Origin of the sequence: Microbacterium sp. CCH5-D1 (genome assembly GCF_001557335.1) — a bacterium.
In the GTDB taxonomy this organism is placed as follows: domain Bacteria; phylum Actinomycetota; class Actinomycetes; order Actinomycetales; family Microbacteriaceae; genus Microbacterium; species Microbacterium oxydans.
In genome coordinates this window covers 1-21,109 of sequence record NZ_LSJW01000162.1, presented here as the reverse complement: position 1 = coordinate 21,109, position 21,109 = coordinate 1, and the positions used below count along the sequence as shown (strand labels likewise).

General features: G+C 67.9%; 20 protein-coding genes. 8 read left to right on the top strand and 12 right to left on the bottom strand.

Features of this window, described 5'->3' with window-relative positions:
* Positions 1-64 precede the first annotated feature (64 nt).
* Positions 65-1,357: a flavin-containing monooxygenase gene (locus tag AX744_RS09915; RefSeq protein ID WP_061016626.1), complete on the top strand. Its 1,293-nt coding sequence runs from the start codon at positions 65-67 to the stop codon at positions 1,355-1,357.
* Between the two features lie 93 nt (positions 1,358-1,450).
* Complete coding sequence (locus tag AX744_RS09910) at positions 1,451-2,194, top strand: alpha/beta hydrolase (protein WP_046748948.1); 744 nt, start codon at positions 1,451-1,453, stop codon at positions 2,192-2,194.
* A 3-nt stretch (positions 2,195-2,197) separates the two neighbouring features.
* Here the strand turns inward: AX744_RS09910 and AX744_RS09905 are convergent, their stop codons facing one another.
* The 10 genes from AX744_RS09905 to AX744_RS09860 all read right to left on the bottom strand — a co-directional run bounded on the left by AX744_RS09905 (position 2,198) and on the right by AX744_RS09860 (position 13,787).
* Positions 2,198-3,103, bottom strand: coding sequence for a carbohydrate kinase family protein (locus tag AX744_RS09905; RefSeq protein ID WP_061016622.1), 906 nt, complete (start codon positions 3,101-3,103; stop codon positions 2,198-2,200).
* A gap of 27 nt (positions 3,104-3,130) precedes the next feature.
* Entirely contained in the window at positions 3,131-4,240 is a 1,110-nt protein-coding gene (locus tag AX744_RS09900; protein ID WP_061016620.1) for a polysaccharide deacetylase family protein, read from the bottom strand.
* Between the two features lie 2 nt (positions 4,241-4,242).
* Entirely contained in the window at positions 4,243-5,358 is a 1,116-nt protein-coding gene (locus AX744_RS09895; RefSeq protein WP_046748945.1) for an adenosine deaminase, read from the bottom strand.
* A 50-nt stretch (positions 5,359-5,408) separates the two neighbouring features.
* The gene (locus AX744_RS09890) at positions 5,409-6,722 is read right to left on the bottom strand and encodes a thymidine phosphorylase (protein WP_061016619.1); all 1,314 of its coding nucleotides are present in this window, start codon (positions 6,720-6,722) and stop codon (positions 5,409-5,411) included.
* Positions 6,719-7,117, bottom strand: coding sequence for a cytidine deaminase (locus tag AX744_RS09885; protein ID WP_017828470.1), 399 nt, complete (start codon positions 7,115-7,117; stop codon positions 6,719-6,721). Before AX744_RS09885 ends, AX744_RS09890 begins: the two co-directional genes overlap by 4 nt.
* Before the next feature lie 27 nt (positions 7,118-7,144).
* Positions 7,145-8,428, bottom strand: coding sequence for an ABC transporter permease (locus tag AX744_RS09880; protein WP_371861866.1), 1,284 nt, complete (start codon positions 8,426-8,428; stop codon positions 7,145-7,147).
* Positions 8,428-9,747 carry an ABC transporter permease gene (locus AX744_RS09875; RefSeq protein WP_046748942.1) on the bottom strand — a complete coding sequence of 440 codons (1,320 nt, stop codon included), beginning with the start codon at positions 9,745-9,747 and terminating at the stop codon, positions 8,428-8,430. The genes AX744_RS09880 and AX744_RS09875 overlap by 1 nt, the downstream gene beginning before the upstream one ends.
* Positions 9,744-11,258, bottom strand: a complete 1,515-nt coding sequence (locus tag AX744_RS09870) for an ABC transporter ATP-binding protein (RefSeq protein WP_046748941.1) — start codon at positions 11,256-11,258, stop codon at positions 9,744-9,746. Before AX744_RS09870 ends, AX744_RS09875 begins: the two co-directional genes overlap by 4 nt.
* Positions 11,259-11,389: 131 nt before the next feature.
* Positions 11,390-12,511 (bottom strand): BMP family lipoprotein, encoded by a 1,122-nt coding sequence (locus tag AX744_RS09865; RefSeq protein ID WP_058631796.1) that lies wholly within the window; start codon positions 12,509-12,511, stop codon positions 11,390-11,392.
* A 160-nt stretch (positions 12,512-12,671) separates the two neighbouring features.
* The gene (locus AX744_RS09860) at positions 12,672-13,787 is read right to left on the bottom strand and encodes a mannose-1-phosphate guanylyltransferase (RefSeq protein ID WP_113681701.1); all 1,116 of its coding nucleotides are present in this window, start codon (positions 13,785-13,787) and stop codon (positions 12,672-12,674) included.
* Positions 13,788-13,938: 151 nt separating this feature from the next.
* Between AX744_RS09860 and sdhC the strand changes: the two genes are divergently transcribed.
* From sdhC to AX744_RS09830, 6 genes are all read left to right on the top strand, one after another.
* Positions 13,939-14,373: a succinate dehydrogenase, cytochrome b556 subunit gene (sdhC, locus tag AX744_RS09855; protein WP_072591539.1), complete on the top strand. Its 435-nt coding sequence runs from the start codon at positions 13,939-13,941 to the stop codon at positions 14,371-14,373.
* Positions 14,373-14,822, top strand: a complete 450-nt coding sequence (locus AX744_RS09850) for a succinate dehydrogenase hydrophobic membrane anchor subunit (RefSeq protein WP_046748938.1) — start codon at positions 14,373-14,375, stop codon at positions 14,820-14,822. The genes sdhC and AX744_RS09850 overlap by 1 nt, the downstream gene beginning before the upstream one ends.
* 17 nt (positions 14,823-14,839) lie before the next feature.
* Positions 14,840-16,666, top strand: coding sequence for a succinate dehydrogenase flavoprotein subunit (gene sdhA / locus AX744_RS09845; protein WP_046748937.1), 1,827 nt, complete (start codon positions 14,840-14,842; stop codon positions 16,664-16,666).
* A gap of 2 nt (positions 16,667-16,668) precedes the next feature.
* Positions 16,669-17,436 (top strand): succinate dehydrogenase iron-sulfur subunit, encoded by a 768-nt coding sequence (locus AX744_RS09840; protein WP_058631793.1) that lies wholly within the window; start codon positions 16,669-16,671, stop codon positions 17,434-17,436.
* 151 nt (positions 17,437-17,587) lie between these two features.
* Positions 17,588-18,796, top strand: coding sequence for a YihY/virulence factor BrkB family protein (locus AX744_RS09835; protein ID WP_061016617.1), 1,209 nt, complete (start codon positions 17,588-17,590; stop codon positions 18,794-18,796).
* Positions 18,797-18,806: 10 nt separating this feature from the next.
* Entirely contained in the window at positions 18,807-19,646 is an 840-nt protein-coding gene (locus AX744_RS09830; RefSeq protein ID WP_197429208.1) for an exodeoxyribonuclease III, read from the top strand.
* Here the strand turns inward: AX744_RS09830 and AX744_RS09825 are convergent.
* On the bottom strand, positions 19,634-20,323 hold the full coding sequence (locus tag AX744_RS09825; RefSeq protein WP_061016612.1) for a DUF4166 domain-containing protein: 690 nt from the start codon (positions 20,321-20,323) through the stop codon (positions 19,634-19,636). The two genes, AX744_RS09830 and AX744_RS09825, sit on opposite strands and share 13 nt — an antisense overlap.
* Positions 20,320-21,003, bottom strand: a complete 684-nt coding sequence (locus AX744_RS09820; protein ID WP_061016609.1) for a DUF4166 domain-containing protein — start codon at positions 21,001-21,003, stop codon at positions 20,320-20,322. The genes AX744_RS09825 and AX744_RS09820 overlap by 4 nt, the downstream gene beginning before the upstream one ends.
* Positions 21,004-21,109: the final 106 nt, after the last annotated feature.

The following is a 21,109-nucleotide window of genomic DNA, read 5'->3' as shown; positions in this document are numbered from 1 at the left end:
TCGGTGGGCGGGGGCGTTTCTCGACACGACGGCGTGCGGGAGGACAGCGAGGTGCGGGAGCCACATGAACGGATATGCCGTGATCGGTGCGGGACCATCGGGCCTCGCCGCCGCACGAGCGCTGCAGAAGCGCGGGATCGGTGTGGACGGGTATGAGGCCTCGCACGGCGTCGGCGGCCTGTGGGACATCGACAATCCCCGCAGCACGATGTACGAGTCGGCTCACCTCATCTCCTCGCGGACCACGACGGAGTTCACCGAGTTCCCCATGCGCTCCTCGGTCGACTACCCGGGTCACCGCGTTCTCAAGGAGTACTTCGAGGACTACGCCGCCCACTTCGACCTCACCGCTCTGTTCCGGTTCGACACGCGCGTGACGCGGCTCGAACCGCGCGATGGCGGATGGGATCTCACGAGCACCGGCCCCGACGGCGTCGAGACCCGGTGGTACACGGGTGTCGTGCTGGCGAACGGAACGCTCGCCCGGCCGAACGTTCCCTCCTTCGCCGGCGAGTTCACGGGCGAACTGCTGCACACGAGCGCTTACAAGTCGCCGGAGCAGCTGAAGTCCAGACGGGTGCTGCTGATCGGCGCGGGCAACTCCGGCTGCGACATCGCGGTGGACGCCGTGCATCATGCGGTGTCCGTCGACATGAGCGTGCGGCGCGGCTACTACTTCGTGCCGCGCTACCTGTTCGGAAGACCCAGCGACACCCTGAACCAGGGCCGCCCGCTGCCCGCCAGGATCAAGCAGGCGCTCGACAGCCGCGTGCTGCGCGCCTTCACGGGCGACCCCGTGCGCTTCGGATTCCCGAAGCCCGACTACCGCATCTACGAGTCGCACCCGATCGTGAACACCCTGATCCTGAACCACCTCGGGCAGGGCGATCTGCGGATCCGCGCCGACGTCGACCGGTTCGACGGGCCGACCGTGCACTTCCGCGACGGCGGCGCCGACGACTACGACCTCGTGCTGCTGGCCACCGGGTACACCCTCGACTATCCGTTCGTCGACAGGGAGCACCTGCACTGGCGAGGCGGTTCGCCGCGACTGTTCCTGAACGTGTTCCCGTCGTCGTTCAACGGTCTCTACGTGATGGGCATGATCGAAGCCTCCGGCATCGGCTGGCAGGGCCGCTACGAGCAGGCCGAGCTGCTGGCGGCCTATCTGAGCGCCGCCGAGGAGGAGCCGACGCGCGCCGCACGCTTCCGCCGACGCGTGACCGAGACCCCGTGGCCGGATGTCACCGGCGGCTACCACTACCTGGGCCTCGACCGGATGGCCTACTACGTGAACAAGGACGCCTACCGCACGGCCGTGCGACGGGAGAAGGGCGCACTCGAGGTGCCAGCCTGAGCGCAGCCGCCGTCGCGGGTCGCCGTCGCGGGGTCGCCGTCCCGAGAGCGCCATCGTGCATCACCGGGTCACCGCGCGGAGTAGCGTTGTCCCGTGAAGAAGAAGTCCCACCGGATCCTGAGGCGCGTGCTGTGGAGCATCGCCATCGTGCTCGTGCTCGCCGTCGGCGGTGTACTCGCCTGGAGTCAGATCGGCGTCATGTCCGCGGAGCCGGAACCGCTCGCGGCCGTGCGCGAGAACCCGGCGATCACGGTGACCGACGCCGACCAGGGCATCGTGCTCGCTCCCGCGGACGGAGACTCGGACCTCGGCCTCGTGTTCATCCCCGGAGCCAAGGTCGACCCGTGGGCATACGCGGCCATCCTGCAGGGCCTGGCCGAGGACGGGGTCACCGTCGTGATCACGCGCCCATGGCTCAACCTGGCATTCTTCGACCCGCGCGGTCTCGACGCGTTCACCTCCGCTGCCCCCGGAATCGACGTGTGGAGCGTCGGCGGCCACTCACTGGGCGGGGTGCGTGCCTGTCAGCTCGCGTCCGATGCCGACGCGCTGGTGCTGTTCGCATCCTACTGCGCGAACGACCTCTCAGGAAGCGACCTGCCCGTTCTGAGCCTCGCGGGGAGCGAGGACGGGCTGTCCACGCCCCAGAAGATCGCGGATGCCCGGCCCGAGCTGCCCGGCGATGCCGACCTGGTCGAGATCGAGGGCGCATCTCACGCCTCCTTCGGCGACTACGGTCCACAGGACGGCGACGGCACCCCGACCATCTCGAGCGACGACATGCATGCGGAGGTCACGCGTCTCGCCGGAGACTTCCTCGCCCCGCTCGCTCCCTGAGCCTCACTCCCCCACAGGGTCGAACCCGAGGTCGAGCACGGGGTCGAGCACGGAGTCGAGCAACGGATGCAGGTGTCGCGTTCGCAGCGCCGTCGCCGCTGACCGGGCTCCCGCCCGGAGGGCGGTGGGGACGTCGGCTCCGTCGAGCCGTGCATCGAGCACCCCAGCCAGGAAGGCATCTCCCGCCCCGTTCGTGTCGACGACATCGACGGATTCTGCAGGAACCCGGTGGACGGCGCTGTGTTCGTCGACCGCGACGGCACCGTCCGCCCCCAGAGTGCAGACGGCCAGACGGGTTCTCCCCGCGATGCGTGATCGGAGGAACCCGATCGGGTCGTCGAGTCTGTCGGCGTTGCAGAACACCGCGTCGGCGGCGTCGAGGAAAGGCCGATGATAGCCCGCCGACCCGTCGTAGTCATGCACGTCGACCCAGATCGGCGTACCGGTCGACCGGGCCAGGGGCAGCAGGCGCAGGGGTTCGGCCGCAAGGTCGAGCACGACGGCGTCGGCTGCCGCCATCTCCCCGTGCGCACGCCGGTCGTGTTCACCCGTCGTCTCCCCCGGCGTGGCCAGGTAGAGCGAGACCCGCTCACCCGCGCGCGTCATCAGATTGAGATGCCGCTCCGTGACACCGTCATGCCAGTCCACCGGCACCCCCGCGGCACGTAGGGCCTCTCGGACGTGTACGCCCTCCCTGTCCACCCCGGCGGTGGCGTGGAGCCGGACAGACCTGCCCAGCGCGGTCAGGCTGAGCGCCTTGCCCGCGCTCGTGCCTCCGACCGTCTCCCAGGCGCTCTCGGCGAACTGCATGTGCGGTACCGGCTCCGGCAGCCGGTCGAGCACGACGATCGTGTTCCACGACACCGGCCCGACGATGACGACGGAGGCGGACTCTGAGGAGGAGGGCATGGCACCATCCTGCCGCGTGCTCCGCCCTCAGCCGATGCGCGAGACCAGCGCGTCGAGCCCCATGCCGTAGTCGATGCGCACGACGGGGAGAGCGAGCTTGTCGGTGCCGATCGTCACGTATCCGGGTTCGATGGTGCGCCCCATCTCGAATCCGGCCTGGGCGACTCCCTGCTTGGTGGTGTCGTTGTAGTGCCCGAACGGATACGCGACGACCTGCCCCACGCCGAGCACGCCGGCCGACGTGGTGAGGTCGGCCGCGATCTGATCGGCCGTCCAGTTGACCATCCGGCCCTTGCCGTTGTCTCCGGCCTGGTGCATGTCGTGCGTGTGCGAGCGACGCTGCACGTAGATCGAGGGCGCGGGATCCTGCCGGTAGGCCGTGATCATGAACGACGTGCTGAGCAGCTTGTACCTGTCGACGACCGGCACCGCAAGATCGAACCACGACTGGTCGGCGTCGTCATCGGTGATGATCACGCTCTTGGCGGGAAGCGAGAGCCGACCGTCGATGAAGGCGCTGAGCTCGTCCCACGTCGGCAGGTAGAACCCCGTCGTCGCGATGTGATTCATCTGCGCGTCGAAGTCGCCGATGTAGGCGTAGTTGCCCCGCAACCAGCCCTTCTCCCCCTCCGGGTTCGCCGTGAACTGGTGGTACATCAGGATGGGCACCCGCACGTTCTCCGCCGCGTTGTCCTCCGGCGTCCTCCAGGCCGCGAAGAGCTCGACCTGTTGATCGGCGCACACCACGGGGTCTGCGCCGTTCACACGCGCGGCGACGGTGAGCGCCCCGGCGTCCGCAGCGCTCGAGTACCAGCCGGCGAACACCCTGCCGTCGAGCTGCGGGATCGGCAGTCCCTGGTAGAGGTCGTCCTGGAACTGCAGCATCGGATCGGTGGGCGCACCCTCGCCCGAGAACGTGACAGCGCAGGCGCGCGGGTCGTCCGCATCGGCGACGATCTGCTCCGCGGGAGTCAGCGGATGCTCGATCGCCATGGACTGCGCCTTCGGGACGGTGTTCTCCGGCGTGCGGTTCATCCAGGCGAAGGCGGCGATGCCTCCTCCGACCACGACGGCCGCCGCGATCGTGCCGACGATGACGGCGGTTCGTGCGGCCCGTTTCTTCCCCCCGGAAGCCATGATCAGGCGTCGAAGCCTTCGGCGATCATCTCCACGAGCTCCTCGCGCTCCTCGACGGGCAGGAACGCCGCAGCAGCCGCATTGAACTGGAACGTCTCGAGGTCGTCGAGGTCGTACTCGAACGTCTCGACCAGCCGGGCGAGTTCCCGTGTGAGAGACGTGGCGCTCATGGTGCGGTTGTCGACGTTCACGGTCACCGCGAACCCGAGCTGGTAGAGCAGGTCGAACGGGTGATCCACCATCGTGTCGCCCCACGCGGCGATCGCCCCGGTCTGCAGGTTCGACGACGGCGAGAGCTCGAGCGGGATCTCACGGTCGCGCACCCAGCGAGCGAGGTCGCCGAACTGCACCTGCACCTCGTCGCCCTCCTGCGTGATGACCTGGAGGTCCTCCGCGATGCGCACGCCGTGGCCGAGGCGCAGGGCGCGCCCGTCCAGCAGCGCCGAGCGGATCGAGGCCAGGCCGGCCGCCTCGCCCGCATGCACGGTGACGGGGAAGAAGTTCTCGGCGAGGTAGTCGAACGCCTTGCGGTGGTTCGACGGCGGGAATCCGTCCTCCGGTCCCGCGATGTCGAAGCCCACCGCACCGCGACCGCGGAAGTCGACCGCGAGCTCGGCGATCTCGAGGGCGCGGTCGGTGTGGCGCATCGCGGTGATGAGCTGCCCGACCCGGATGCTGCGTCCGGAGCGGTCGGCGAGGTCTTCTCCCTCTTCGATGCCCTGCTGCACGGCTTCCACGGTCTGCTCGAGCGTGAGACCGCGAGCCAGATGCTGCTCTGGTGCCCAGCGCACCTCGCCGTAGATCACTCCGTCGGCGGCGAGATCCTGCACGAACTCGCGCGCGACGCGGGTGAGCCCCTCCTGGGTCTGCATCACGGCGGTGGTGAGGTCGAACGTCTTGAGGTACTCGACCAGAGAACCCGAGTCGCTCTGCTTCGCGAACCACGAACCCAGAGCAGCAGGCTTCGACTCGGGAACGTCCAGTCCGATCTCATCCGCGAGCTCGATGATCGTGGCGGGCCGCACCGCACCGTCGAGGTGGTCGTGCAGCGACACCTTGGGCAGGCTCCGCAGGGAGACGCCCTGAAGCGTGACGTCGCCGTTCGCATCGATCGACATGGTGATCCTCTCGGTCGCGGATGTGCTCAGATCAGGCTAGCGGTCCGACGTCACGCGGTGATGCGCTCGCGGACGATGGGACCGGTGACCGGCGCCTCGTCCCCGATCTCCCACGAGCCATCGAGCGCGTCGAGCGCCCGGCCGAAACGAGCATCGTCTGCGGCGGAGAGGGTGAACAGCGGCTGACCGGCGACGACGCGATCGCCGGGCTTCGCGTGCAGATCGATTCCCGCTTCGAAGATCACGGGATCCTGCGCCCTGGCGCGACCCGCGCCGAGACGCCAGGCGGCGACGCCGAACGGAAGGGCGTCCATGCGCGTGACGACGCCGTCGGCCGGTGCCAGCACCTGGTGCGTCTCCCGTGCCGTCGGCAGCGCGGCATCCGGATCGCCGTCCTGCGCGCGGATCATCGCCTTCCAGGTGTCCATGGCACGCCCGTCGTCGAGCGCGGCCTCCACGTCGGCGTCCGGCTGTCCGGCGAGGGCCAGCATCTCGCGCGCCAGGGCGATGGTCAGCTCCCGCACGTCGGAGGGTCCGCCACCGGCGAGGATCTCCACCGACTCCCGCACCTCGTTCGCGTTTCCGATAGCGAGGCCGAGCGGGACGTTCATGTCGGTCAGCAGGGCGGTCGTCGCGACGCCGGAGTCGGTGCCGAGGGCGACCATCGTGCGCGCCAGCTCGCGAGCGCGGTCGATGTCCTGCATGAACGCACCGGATCCGAACTTCACGTCGAGCACGAGGGCATCCGTCCCCTCCGCGATCTTCTTCGACATGATGCTGGAGGCGATCAGCGGGATCGCCTCCACGGTGCCGGTGACGTCGCGGAGCGCGTAGAGCTTCTTGTCGGCGGGAGCGAGCCCGGAGCCGGCGGCGCAGATGACAGCGCCCACGTCGCCCTGCATCTGCGCGAACATCTCCTCGTTGCTGAGAGCCGCGCGCCAGCCGGGGATCGACTCGAGCTTGTCGAGCGTGCCGCCGGTGTGTCCGAGACCGCGACCGCTCAGCTGCGGCACCGCCACACCGAAGGATGCCACCAGAGGCGCGAGCGGCAGCGTGATCTTGTCACCGACACCACCGGTGGAGTGCTTGTCGACGGTGCGCTTGCCGAGCGAGGCGAAGCTCATCCGCTCCCCCGACGCGATCATCGCATCCGTCAGCACCCGGATCTCGTCGCGCTCCATGCCGCGCTGGAAGATCGCCATCGCGAACGATGCCATCTGCGCGTCCGACACGTAGCCCCGCGTGTAGGCGTCGACCATCCAGCGCAGCGCGGGCTCGGGCACCGCACCGCCGTCGCGCTTGGCGCGGATCACATCGATCGCATCGAACGGTTCGATGGCTCCCTGAGCCTGTCCAGCGGTCATCGTGCTTCCTCCAGGTCGCGCGGCCCGAACGCATCGGGCAGCACCTCGTCGATCGTGCGGATGCCGGAGACGGTCTCCAGCAGCATCCCGGGCATCGCATGCTCGAACAGCAGCTGGCGGCAGCGCCCGCACGGCATGATCGTCTGCCCCTCGTTGTTCACGCACACGAAGGCGACGAGCTGACCGCCGCCCGACATGTGCAGGTCGCCCACCAGAGCGCACTCCGCGCACAGCGTCACACCGTACGAGGCGTTCTCGACGTTGCAGCCGGCCACGATCCGACCGTCGCCCACGAGGGCCGCAGCCCCCACGCGATAGCGCGAGTAGGGCGCGTAGGCCTTGGTCATGGCGTCGGTCGCGACCTGGCGCAGTTCATCCCAGTCGATGTCCGTCATTGCGATGCTTCTCTCTTCCCGGCAGGGCTACGACTTGATGTAGGGCTTGCCGTCGGCGGCAGGCGCCTTGATCTGGCCGGCGAACCCGGCGACCGCGAGCAGCGTCACGACGTACGGCAGCATCAGCATGAACTCGCCGGGGATCGGCGTCTTCAGGATCGACAGCAGGTTCTGCAGGTTGGTGGCGAAGCCGAACAGCAGGGCGGCGAGGGTCGCACGGATCGGATCCCAGCGACCGAAGATCACCGCGGCGAGGGCGATGAAGCCGAGTCCCGCCGTCATGTCCTTGCCGAACTGCGGTACCGAGACGAGTGTGAAGTACGCGCCACCCATGCCCGCGATCGCGCCGGCCAGCAGCACGTTCCAGAATCGCGTCGGGTTGACCTTGATGCCCACCGTGTCGGCCGCCTGCGGGTGCTCGCCGACGGCACGCAGCCGCAGACCCCAGCGCGTGCGGTACAGGCCCCATGCCACCACCGCGACGGTGATGAACATCAGGTACCCGATGAACGTCTGGTTGAAGAGCACGGGGCCGATGATGGGGATGTCGCTGAGCAGCGGGATCTCGAAGCGCGGGAACCGCACCGGGGCGTTCAGCGTCGCCTCGTTCGGGGCCAGCAGGGCGCCGTAGAGGAACCCGGTGAGGCCGGTGACGAGCACGTTGAGCACGACACCGACGATGACCTGCTCGACGAGGTACTTGATCGCGAACGCGGCGAGGACGCTCGCCACGAGGACGCCGCCGATCATCGCGCCGACAAGGCCGACGAACGGGTTGCCGGTGATGCTGGAGAGCAGCGCGGCGGAGAAGGCGCCCAGCAGCAGCTGGCCCTCGATCGCGACGTTGACCACACCGGCACGCTCGCCGATGACACCACCCAGCGCGCCGAACACCAGCGGCACCGAGAGCGACACCGCGCCGAACAGCAGGCTGGTGACGGGGACGAGCCCGCCTGCCGCAGCCCAGACCAGGAAGGCGAACACGGCGAGCACGCCGTAGGCCACCACGAGCCACAGCGACGGCTTGCGATAGGTCCAGGCGCGGAGGAACGCTCCGACGGTCAGGACCACCAGGATGCCGAAGACGACCCAGAAGGTCGAGGCGGTCGGCAGGGCGACGTCGGGCAGGGCGAGTGCCGACGACTGGTCGGAGAGCCGGAACGTGCTGATGCCGTCGCGCGGCACGAGCAGGAACAGCAGGGCCAGGAGCACGGTGGCTCCGGCGAGCACGATCGGCGCCTTGAGGTGCCGTTCCTTGACGGTCGCGAGCTGCACTGTGCCGTCCGCGGCCTGGGTCTGCACGAGGGACATCATGCCGCCACCGCCTTCTTCGCGGCCTTGGCTCTGAGCCTCGCCGCCTTCTCGATGTCGGTCTTCGGGAGGAAGAACACCGTGCGCAGCAGCGGCGGTGCGGCGATGAAGAGCACCACGAGCGACTGCACGACGAGCACGATGTCGACCGGGATGTTCTGCGCCTGCATCGAGAACGAACCCGCCTTGAGCGCACCGAACAGGATGCCGGCCGCGAACGTGCCCCAGGCGCGGCTGCGTCCGAGGAGCGCGACCGTGATCGCGTCGAAGCCGATGCCGGCATCGATGGTCTCCGTCACACCCGTGGTGACGGCGCCCTGGATCTGGTTCATGCCGGCGAGGCCGGCCAGACCGCCGGCGAAGAGCATCGCGTAGACGTAGATGCGCTGCACGCTGATGCCCGCCGCACGAGCCGCATGCGGGTTCTCACCCACTGCGCGCATGCGCATGCCGAGGGATGAGCGCTCGATGAGCCACCACACGAACAGCGTGGCGACGATCACGATCACGAAACCGAGGTCGAGCAGCGGGAACTGCGGACCGAGCAGGGTCGGGAACTGCGCGCTCTCCGGAGTCGCGGAACCCAGGGCCTGGTTGGTCCCCGGCTTCTGGAGGAGTCCGGGGGTGCGGATCATCCACAGCAGCAGGTAGTAGGCGATGTAGTTGAGCATGATCGTGAGGATCACCTCGTGCGCACCGGTGCGCGCCTTGATGAGCCCCGCGATCGCACCCCAGAGTGCACCGCCCGCGATTCCCGCGATGAGCGTGACCGGGATGTGCAGCCAGATCGGCAGGTCGAGCGAGAACGTCAGCAGGGCCGCCACGGCGACACCGATGAGCATCTGGCCGCGGGCACCGATGTTGAACAGACCGACGCGGAACGCGAGTGCGACGCCGAGACCGGCCGCGATGAGCGGTGCCGCGAAGCCGAGCGTGTTCGTCAGGGGACGGATCTGCGCGGCGAAGTCGGCTCCGCGGGCGTTGAAGATCGCCCCGCGGAACAGCGCCTCGTACCCGTTGTACACCGCGTTCCAGGCGGCGACGAAGGTGTCGCCGGGCTGCGCGAAGAAGTAGACGGAGGCCGCCTGCACGTCTTCGTTCGTCAGGGCGATCAGGATGCCGCCGACGATGAGGGCCAGGACGATCGCGAGGATCGTCGTGACGGCACTCCCCCGGAGGATCTCCTTGAGGATCACGTTGCCGCGCGGGGGCGGGGGGACATCGCTGGGGTCGCGCGGAACCGTGCCGGTGCTCGTGGCGAGCTCCTGCGGCGGGATCCCCTTGGTCACGTCTCCTGCGCCGGGTGTCGCTCCGCTCACGCGGCCACCTCCCCTTCGGCCGCTCCGGCCATCATGAGTCCGAGCGTCTCCCGAGGCGTGTCGCCGGGGACGATGCCGACGATCGTGCCGCGGTACATGACCGCGATCCGGTCGGCGAGAGCTGCGACCTCGTCGAGCTCCGTGGAGACGACGATCACCGGCACACCGGCGTCTCGCGTCTCGATGATGCGCTTGTGGATGAACTCGATCGAGCCGACGTCGACACCACGGGTGGGCTGTGCCGCGACGAGAAGACGAAGCTCTCGGCTCATCTCCCTGGCGATCACGACCTTCTGCTGGTTTCCGCCGGACAGCGTGCCCGCCGGCGTCTCCGGCCCCTGGGTACGGATGTCGTACTCCTTGATGCGCGCGCGGGCGAACTCGTCGAGCACCCCGCGGCGCAGGGTCCCGGCCCGACTGAACGCGGGGTCGTCCGAACGATCGAGGATCAGGTTCTCCGCGACCGAGAACCCGGCGACCAGGCCGTCCTCGGTGCGGTCCTCCGGCACGAAGCCGACACCGGCATCGAGGATCGCCCGCACGCTCTTGCCGACCAGCTCGTTGCCATCCAGTTCGATGCTGCCCTCGACGCGGGCGGCGAGACCGACGATCGCCTCGACGAGCTCGGTCTGCCCGTTGCCCTGGACGCCGGCGATCGCGAGCACCTCCCCTGGGCGGACGGCGAAGTCGACACCGTCGACGACGATCGCGCCCGCGGGAGTCAGCACGCGGAGGTTCTTGACCTCGAAACCGCCCTCGCCCAGGCGGGGCGGTTCCTTGTGCACGGTGAGCTCGACGGCTCGTCCCACCATGAGAGAGGCGAGCTCGGCGTTGGTCGCCGTCGGCGAAGCCTCGCCGACGACCCGGCCGAGGCGGACGATGGTGATCTTGTCCGCGACCTCGCGGACCTCACGCAGCTTGTGGGTGATGAAGACGATCGCCGTGCCCTCGTCACGCAGCTGACGCATGATGCCCATCAGCTCGTCGGTCTCCTGTGGGGTGAGCACGGCCGTCGGCTCGTCGAACACCAGCACCTTGGCATCGCGGGAGAGCGCCTTGATGATCTCGACACGCTGCTGCACGCCCACGGGGAGGTCGCCGACGAGGGCGTCCGGGTCGATGTCGAAGCCGAAGCGGGCGGCGACCGAGCGCACGTGCTCTCGCGCCTTCGCGATGTCGAGCCTGCCGAGGGCCTTGGTCTGCTCGTGACCGAGCATCACGTTCTCCGCCACCGTGAACACGGGGACGAGCATGAAGTGCTGGTGGACCATGCCGATCCCCGCAGCCATCGCGTCTCCGGGACCGCGGAAGCGCTGCACCTCATCGTTGAGGAGGATCTCGCCCTCGTCGGCCTGGTACAGGCCGTAGAGCACATTCATGAGGGTGGACTTGCCTGCGCCGTTCTCACCGAGCAGCGCATGGATCTCCCCCGGTTCGACAACGAGATCGATGTGATCGTTGGCGACGAGGGTGCCGAAGCGCTTGGTGATGCCGCGAAGTTCGAGCTTCATATCTGCACCTTATCCAGAAGAGTATCCAGAAGATCATCCAGAGGAGTCGTGGACGGATTCGTCGTCCGCCCACGGCACGGGGCGAGTGGCGTACTGCTCACCACTCGCCCCGTGCGGGAACTGCGACGGATCTACTTGGCCGTCGGGGAGTTCGGGGACTCCACCTTGATGTCACCCGAGACGATCTGCTCCTGCAGGGTCTTGAGCTCGTCCATCAGGCCGTCGGGAAGCTGCGACTCGAAGTCGCCGAAGCCGGAGAGCTTCACGCCCTCGTTCTCGAGCGTGCCCACGTAGGGAGCCGGGTCGAACTCGCCCTTCGCAGCGGCGAGGGTCGCGTCCTTCACAGCCACGTCGATCGCCTTCATGATCGAGACGAGCGTGATGTCGGCGACCTGCGGGTCGGCGACGGCGAGGTCGCTGTCGACACCGAGCATCAGGGTATCCTTGCCGCTGTCCGCGATCGCGGCCGCGGCGCTCTGGTACACGGGACCGCCGACGGGGAGGATCACGTCGACGCCCTGGTCGAGCACGCCCTGCGCGGTCTGCTTGGCGGTGTCGTTCGCGTCGAAGCCACCGGTGAAGGAGCCCTTCTGCGTGGCCTCGTCCCAACCGAAGACCTCGACAGCGGCCGACTTGTCCTCGTTGTACTTCTCGACGCCGAGCTGGTAGCCGTCCATGAACACGGCGACCGACGGGATCTGCATTCCGCCGAAGGTGCCGACCTTGTTCACACCGCTCTGCGCGGACCATGCCGCAGCGGCGTAGCCACCGAGGTAGGCGGCCTGGGCCGTGTCGAAGACCAGCGGCTTGATGTTCGGAGCGTCGACGTTGCCGTCGAAGTCGTTGTCGGCCCAGTCGTCGATGATCGCGTAGTCGATCTCGGGGTTCGCGAGCGCGGACTCGACCGTTGCGGCCGACAGCTTGAAGCCGACGGAGACGATCAGCGAGCAGCCCTCGGAGACGGCGGTCTCCAGGTTCGGCGCGTAGTCGTTGTCATTGGCCGACTCGAATTCGAGCGGCTTGATGTCCAGCTCCTCGGCGGCGCTGTCCATGCCCTCCTTGGCGGACTGGTTGAACGACTTGTCGTTCCAGCCCCCGGCGTCGGAGACGAGGCAGGGCAGGAAGTCCGAGGCAACCGGCTCGCCGGAGCCGGCGGGCTTGTCGGTCGGTGCCTGGCCGCAACCGGCGAGTGCGAAGACGACGCCAGCGGCGACGGTGACGCCGAGCAGCTTCTTGGTGGTGGAGATGGTCAACTGATGCCTCCCTCAACGAAACCGCGGCCATCGCGGATCGATCAAAGTTACCTAGTGTTTCGGTTTTTGTGCACACCGGCGCCGCACGTGCTGGCCAATGGTTACCAAGCTGAAATCAAGACAGCCGATGAGCGTGAGCACCTGCTCATCGGAGCACGTGTCAGAGCACGTCACCGCGTCCCGTGAGCTTGAGCGACTCGACGACGCCCTTGACCCGCTGCGCGTGCTGCACCGTGGTGACGAGCAGGGCGTCAGGGGTGTCGACCACGACGATGTCCTGCACCCCGACCAGGCTGATGACGCGTGTCGTCTGACTGACCAGAATCCCGCTCGCGCCGTCTGCGAGCACGCGTGCCTTGGGCCCGAGCACCGCGAGGTCGTTCTTGCGGCCGTTGGTGATGAGCTTGGTGAGCGAGGCGAAGTCACCCACATCGTCCCAGTCGAAGTGACCGGGGACGACGGCGAGGCGTCCACGTCGCGCGGCGGGCTCGGCGACCGCGTAGTCGATGGCGATCTTCTTCAGGCGCGGCCAGATCCGATCGACAGCCGGCCCTCGACGTTCGCGATCGTCCCAGGCCTCGGCGAGCTCGAGCAGACCGGCGTGCAGCTCCGGTTCGTTCGCAGCGAGCTCGTCCAGCAGCACGCTGGCCTTGGCGATGAACATGCCGGCGTTCCAGAGGTAGCCGCGATCGGCGATGTACTCCTTCGCCGTCTCGAGGTCGGGCTTCTCGACGAAGCTCGCCACCAGAGCGGCCTCCCGTGCACCGTCGACCACGAGCTCCGGGCCCATCTTGATGTATCCGAACCCGATCGCCGGCTCCGTCGGGGTGATGCCGATCGTGCAGATGTACCCCTCCCGCGCGACCTCGACGGCGTCGCGGACGGCGAACTCGAACACGCGCGTTCCCCGGATCACATGGTCCGCACTGAACGAGCCGATCACCACGTCGGGATTCCGGCGGTGCAGGATCGCCGCGGCGAGTCCGATCGCAGCCGCGGACTCTCGCGGCTCCGACTCCAGGAAGACGTTCAGATCCGGGATGCCGGGCAATTCGGCCTCGACGGCGGCACGGTGCGCACGCCCGGTGACCACCGCGATCCGATCCTCCCCCGCGAGCGGAATGAGCCGATCCCAGGTGTCGCGCAGCAGCGAATGCCCCGAGCCGGTCAGATCGTGCAGGAACTTCGGAGCGTCGGCTCGGGACAACGGCCAGAGCCTGCTGCCGATGCCGCCGGCGGGAATCACTGCGTAGAAATCCTTGATTGGTGCGCTCACCCTGCCCAGGGTAGCCCCACGGAACATCTCGACATCGAGACACTTAGGCTCCCCTTCGTCGCTCCCAGTGATCTGACAGGAATAGGATGGACACCGATCGGGCGTGCCTGAGCGCACGCGACCGGTTCACATCGATCCAGGGAGGACGACCGTGTCCACAAGCGCCCGCTTGACACCGTCGATTTCGGAAACCACGTCAAAGACCCCCCGCGGCACCCTCTATCGGGGTCGCGAAGGCATGTGGTCGTGGGTGCTTCACCGCATCACCGGAGTCGCCATCTTCTTCTTCCTGTTGGTGCACGTGCTCGACACGGCGCTGATCAGGGTGTCGCCGGAGGCGTACAACGCCGTCATCGGCACGTACAAGAATCCCATAATGGCCCTCGGCGAGGTCGTGCTCGTGGCCGGCATCGTGTTCCACGCGATGAACGGTCTGCGCATCATCGCCGTCGACTTCTGGTCGAAGGGCGCCAAGTACCAGCGTCAGCTTTTCTGGGGCGTCCTGCTGGTGTGGGGCATCATCATGGCGGGCTTCGTGCCCCGCCACCTGATGCTCGCGTTCGCCGGATTCGGAGGGGGACACTGATGTCCGCACAGACCGTCGCCGCCGCTCCGGCCCGCCGCCGCCGGGGGGTCAACCTCGAGAAGTGGGGCTGGATCTTCATGCGCGTCTCGGGCGTCGTGCTCGTCGTGCTGATCTTCGGCCACCTGTTCGTCAACCTCATGGTCGGCGAAGGCATCCATGCACTCGACTTCGCGTTCATCGCCGGCAAGTTCGCCACGCCGTTCTGGCAGTGGTGGGACGTGCTCATGCTGTGGCTCGCCCTCATCCACGGCGCGAACGGCATGCGCACGATCGTCAACGACTACGTGACGAACAGCACGGCGCGCAAGTCGCTGGTCTGGGCGCTCGGGCTGGCCGCCGGCCTGCTCATCATCCTCGGCACGCTCGTGGTCTTCACGTTCGACCCGTGCCTGGGTGTGACCGAGGACAGCGTCCTCTGGTCCGAATGCGCCGCGATCGTCGGGAACTAGAAGAAGGCATACGAGAAGTGACTACCGAGACGCAGGATTCCGTCGTCCGAGACGGCGTGCACTACCACCAGTTCGACATCGTGATCGTGGGAGCCGGTGGGGCGGGCATGCGCGCCGCCATCGAGGCCGGCCCCGGCGCGAAGACCGCCGTGATCTCCAAGCTCTACCCGACGCGATCGCACACCGGTGCGGCGCAGGGCGGCATGGCGGCGGCCCTCGCGAACGTCGAGGAGGACTCCTGGGAGTGGCACACCTTCGACACCGTCAAGGGCGGCGACTACCTCGTCGACCAGGACGCAGCCGAGATCCTCGCGAAGGAGGCCATCGACGCGGTCATCGACCTCGAGAACATGGGCCTCCCCTTCAACCGCACCCCCGAGGGCAAGATCGACCAGCGCCGTTTCGGCGGTCACACGGCCGAGCACGGCAAGACCCCGGTCCGCCGCGCGTGCTACGCCGCCGACCGCACCGGCCACATGATCCTGCAGACGCTGTTCCAGAACTGCGTGAAGCTCGGCATCAACTTCTTCAACGAGTTCTACGTGCTCGACCTCCTCACGGTGAAGGACGCCGACGGCAAGACGCAGGTCTCCGGTGTCGTCGCCTACGACCTCGCCACGGGCGAGCTGCACGTCTTCCAGGCCAAGGCCGTGATCTTCGCGACCGGCGGCTTCGGCAAGATCTTCAAGACCACCTCGAACGCGCACACCCTCACGGGCGACGGCGTCGGCATCGTATGGCGCAAGGGCCTCCCGCTCGAGGACCTGGAGTTCTTCCAGTTCCATCCGACCGGCCTCGCCGGACTCGGCATCCTCCTCACCGAGGGAGCGCGAGGAGAAGGCGCCATCCTCCGCAACGCCTCGGGCGAGCGCTTCATGGAGCGCTACGCCCCGACGATCAAGGATCTCGCCCCACGTGACATCGTCGCGCGCTGCATGGTCCAGGAGGTCGCGGAGGGCCGCGGCGCCGGTCCCCACAAGGATTACGTGCTGCTGGACTGCACGCACCTCGGTGCCGAGGTGCTCGAGACCAAGCTGCCGGACATCACCGAGTTCGCCCGCACCTACCTGGGCGTCGACCCCGTCGTCGAGCCGGTCCCCGTGATGCCGACCGCGCACTACGCGATGGGCGGCATCCCGACGAACAACGACGCCGAAGTACTCGCCGACAACGACACCGTCGTGCCCGGCCTGTACGCCGCCGGCGAATGTGCCTGCGTCTCGGTGCACGGCGCCAACCGCCTCGGCACCAACTCGCTGCTCGACATCAATGTGTTCGGCAAGCGCGCGGGTCGCAAGGCCGTCGAGTATGTGAAGACCGCCGAGTTCGTGCCGCTGCCGGAGGACCCGGCCGGTTTCGTGTCCGGCATGATCGAGGGTCTGCGCAACAACCAGGGCACCGAACGCATCGCGGTGCTGCGCAAGACGCTGCAGGACGAGATGGACAAGGGCGCGCAGGTGTTCCGCACGCACGAGTCGCTCGAGCACGTGCTCGGCGTCATCAAGGAACTGCGCGATCGCTACCTCAACGTCCACGTCGACGACAAGGGCAAGCGGTTCAACACCGATCTACTCGAGGCCGTCGAGCTGGGCTTCCTGCTCGACATCGCCGAGGTCGTGGTCTACGCCGCGCAGAACCGCCAGGAGAGCCGCGGCGGACACATGCGCGACGACTTCCCGACGCGCGACGACGAGAAGTACATGAAGCACACCATGGCCTACCTGACCGGCGACCCGCACTCGTCCACGCCGAGCGATCACATCAAGCTCGACTGGAAGCCCGTCGTCTTCACGAAGAACGAGCAGGGCGAGTTCAACTACCCGCCGATGGAGAGGAAGTACTGAGCATGTCGACCGCCATCGCAGAGGCACCTGCCGACACCACCGAAGAGACCGGCATCCAGTCCTTCATCGTCACCTTCAACATCCGCCGGTTCAACCCCGAGGTCGACTCCGAGCCGCACTGGGTCGACTACGACGTGGAGCTCTACTCCACCGACCGCGTGCTGGACGCCCTGCACAAGATCAAGTGGGAGGTCGACGGCTCGCTGACCTTCCGCCGCTCCTGTGCCCACGGCATCTGCGGCTCCGACGCCATGCGCATCAACGGACGCAACCGTCTGGCCTGCAAGACGCTGATCAAGGACCTCGACATCTCGAAGCCGATCTACGTCGAGGCCATCAAGGGTCTGCCGCTGGAGAAGGACCTCGTCGTCGACATGGAGCCGTTCTTCGCCTCGTACCGCGAGGTGCAGCCGTTCCTCGTCGCGAACTCCGTTCCGGAGAAGGGCAAGGAGCGCACGCAGTCCATCGCCGACCGCGAGATCTTCGACGACACCACCAAGTGCATCCTGTGCGCCGCGTGCACCTCGTCGTGCCCCGTGTTCTGGACCGACGGGCAGTACTTCGGCCCGGCGGCGATCGTCAACGCACACCGCTTCATCTTCGACTCGCGCGACGACAACGCCGCCGTGCGTCTCGACATCCTCAACGACAAGGAAGGCGTCTGGCGCTGCCGCACGACCTTCAACTGCTCCGAGGCGTGCCCCCGCGGCATCGAGGTCACCAAGGCCATCGCCGAGGTCAAGCAGGCTGTCCTGCGCGGCCGCCCCTGACCGGGCTTCGCCCGCACGAGCCGTATCAGGCGATCACGCGAGGACAGGCGGTTCCGTTCCGGAGCCGCCTGTCCTCGCGTTTCTGCCTGAGACGGCGCATGTGGAGATGGCGGAGGCGGGGATGAACACGACGCTTGGATAAGGTGGGACCGTGGCTGATCCCGATGGCTCCACGACCGAGTCCGGTCGTCTCGATGCCGCTGTCGAACGCGCCTCAGCGCTCACTCAGCGCACCCTCGGGCTGTTCCCCGTTCGCGTGTGGCGGCACTTCCTCCAGCACAACGGGTTCCTCCTCGCCGCGGGCGTGAGCTACCAGGCGCTGTTCGCGATCTTCGCGGCCATCTACCTCGCCTTCGCGATCGCCGGTCTCTGGCTCGGTGGCAGTGAAGACGCGGTGAACGGTCTGATCGCGATGATCAACAGCTACATACCGAACCTCATCCAGCCCGAGGGCGGGGTGATCACACCGGAGCAGGTGCAGGAGATCGCCTCAAGCACGACCGGTGTGCTGAGCATCACCGGTCTGATCGCCCTGGGCACCGTGATCTGGACGGCGATCGGCTGGGTCACCTTCTCGCGGCGCGCGACCAGAGACATCTTCGGCCTGCCGCCCGATCGCCGCAGCTACGTGATCCTGAAGGCGCGCGATCTCCTCGCCGCCGTGATCTTCGGAGCCTCGCTGGTGGCCGGATCGATCCTCAGCTCCGCGAGCGCCGCCGTCCTGAGCTGGCTCCTCGGCCTCCTGGGCTGGGACTCCGGTTCCAACGGCGTCATCCTGATCCGCATCGGCGCGGTCATCGTGTCGTTCGCGCTGATGTCGGGCGCGCTGGCGGCGATGGTCCGCTTCCTCACCGGCACCTCACTGCACTGGGGGACGATCTGGCCCGGCGCTCTCCTGGGCGGTGGAGCGATGACGATCCTGCAGTTCGGTGCCGGCTTCCTCCTCAGCTACACGCCCTCCAACCCGCTGCTCGCCACGTTCGCCATCTTCATCGGTCTCCTGCTCTGGTTCCGCATCAACGGCGTGGTCATGCTGGTCGCCTCGTCCTGGATCGCGGTCGCCGCACAGGATCGCGATCAACCCCTCCTGGAGCAGACCGAAGCGGAACGCCGCGTGGCCGAGTACCAGGCCCTCCTGACCGCCGCCCGCATCCGCGTACGTGACGCCCGTGCGGCCCGACTCGACGCGCCCTGGTATCGGGCGTGGGCCGCGGGACGGGCATTGCGCGATGCGGAGGATGAACTTCACGACCTCGAGGCCTCCCCTCCCCCGCCGGCGGACATGAGCACACCGCTCGCTCGACGCCTGCTGGCCGAGTTGAACCACCGCTCCGGACGGGATGTCGGCGACCCTCGTTAGGCTGGGGACCATGCCTCATCTGCGTATCGCCTCGGTCAATGTCAACGGAATCCGAGCGGCGGCTCGCAACGGGATGAGCTCCTGGTTGGACGAGGCGGGCGTCGACATCCTCACGCTCCAGGAGGTGCGCGGGCAGGACGAGCATCTGGAGGCCGCGCTTCCCGGGTGGTCGTTCGTGCACGACGAGGCCACAGCGAAGGGACGGGCAGGCGTCGCCATCGCCAGCCGCACGCCCGCGCTCGCCTCGCGCACCGATTTCGGCCCCGACGACTTCGACTCCAAGGGCCGCTGGATCGAGGCCGACTACCTGATCGGCGACCGCCCCCTCACCGTCGTGAGCGCGTACGTGCACTCCGGAGAGGCCGACACGCCCAAGCAGGATGAGAAGTGGAAGTTCCTCGACGCCTTCGGCACCCGTCTCGGCGAACTCAACACCGAAGGTGCGCTGGCGCTCGTCACCGGTGACCTCAACGTCGGCCACCGTGAGCTCGACATCAAGAACTGGCGCGGCAATCGCAAGAAGGCGGGCTTCCTGCCCCGCGAGCGCGCCTACTTCGACCGGTTCCTCGGAGAGGCGGGTACGGAGGTCTCGGGTGTCGACGGCACCGTCGGCACCGGCCTCGGCTGGATCGACGTCGGCCGGGCATTCCACGGGGAGGTCGACGGCCCCTACACCTGGTGGTCGATGCGTGGGCAGGCGTTCGACAACGATTCCGGGTGGCGCATCGACTACCACTTGGCGACGCCCGCTCTTGCGGAGCGCGTGGAGACCTATCACGTCGCGCGCGCCGCCGCCTACGACCAGCGCTGGAGCGACCACGCGCCGGTGGTCGTCGACTACCGCTCCTGATCGGAGCCGGCCACGCCGTCGCCATCCGTGACGGCGTGGCCGTTGCCGGGCGCGTAGCGGTACCAGCCGCGATACTCCAGCACTGTTCCCACCAGGGGGCTCACTGCCTGCATGTCGATCGTGCGACGACCGTGGACCTCGTCCCAGCCGTCGACGAGATCGACGTCGACGCGAAGAGGTCCACGCAGCGGGATGAGCAACCGCCCGAACCGCAGGCGGACGGCACGAGTGCGCATCCGCAGCGCGCCGTCCGACGTCACCGAACAATGCTCGAGCATCTCGACCCGGCCTCGATCGCCCAGTGCGTTCTGGACCAGCCCAGGATGCCCTGTCGCGAAGAGCCGATCCCTGACATACTGCGTCGCACCGGGGAAGCGGAACTCGCGGACGGTGGCGAGCACGGCCCGGCCCGAGGATGTGCGTGCCGATGCGGTCTCGATCCGGAACGGCACGCACCTCGCGAGCCGGGTGACGAGCAGACCGGGCCCGACGACGGGGCGAGCGAGAACGGAGAGCCGGCCGAACCTGCTGCCGGCGACGGTGAACACGCCGTCGGCGCTGTCGAGGTCCGGTCGCCCCGGATCCGCGTGGACACGCATCTGCGCGAGGATCTCGGGGTGGAGCCGCTCGGCTTCCTCGCCCAGCGCCTCCAGGAAGGCCGCACCGCGAGCGGTCACTCCCTCGCCTCCTCGCGGTAGGGCTTCACGGTCGCCGGTGCCGGCCCCTCGACGAACTCGCACGTGAAGGCGCCTCGGTAGCCGAACAGGAACCCGAAGACGTCGTTGTGGATCTCCAGGTCGATGAGGTACCGCTCCTGCTCATCGTCGTAGCGCTCGAGGAGTCTGGCGCGACCGCTGAACAGCATCGGGAACCGGAAGGCGAACCGCCCCTCGTAGAAGCGCTGTGCGCCCGAGGTGAGCAGGAGTGCGCCGTCGTCGGTCACCTCCAGGTCGAGGTCGACGGCGAGGTGCTGATGGGTGCCCAGGTAGTCGACGACCCTCCGACGGGCGTCGCTGTAGATCATGGTCGCGTCGAACCGGCGGCGTCGCCCCGGCCGCACATCCATGGTCCGCACGAAGGTCACGGTCTCGCGCCCGAAGTCGTCGATATACGCGTGGTTGTCGATACGGAAGGGCACCTCGCTCCCGCGCTCGGGGAACAGGATGTTGCGGAAGGTGCCGACCAGCAGGAAAGGCAACGTCCACCACGGTCCGCGACGCACCTCTGACATCACGCCGTGTCCGATGCAGCCGTATCCCGCATCCACCCCGACCCCGAATCGTCGCTGCAGCTGGGGGTGGAGCCGGGCGAAATCGTTTCCCAGCGCACGCTCGAAGATCCCCCGCCCCGCGCTCATCCGATCGCCTCGAGCGACTCGGGCGCGTCCTGCATGATCGTGCGTCCGCCATGTCGGGGCGGGCGCGAGAGGCAATTGCGGGCACGGGGACGTCGGCCTCGGCGCA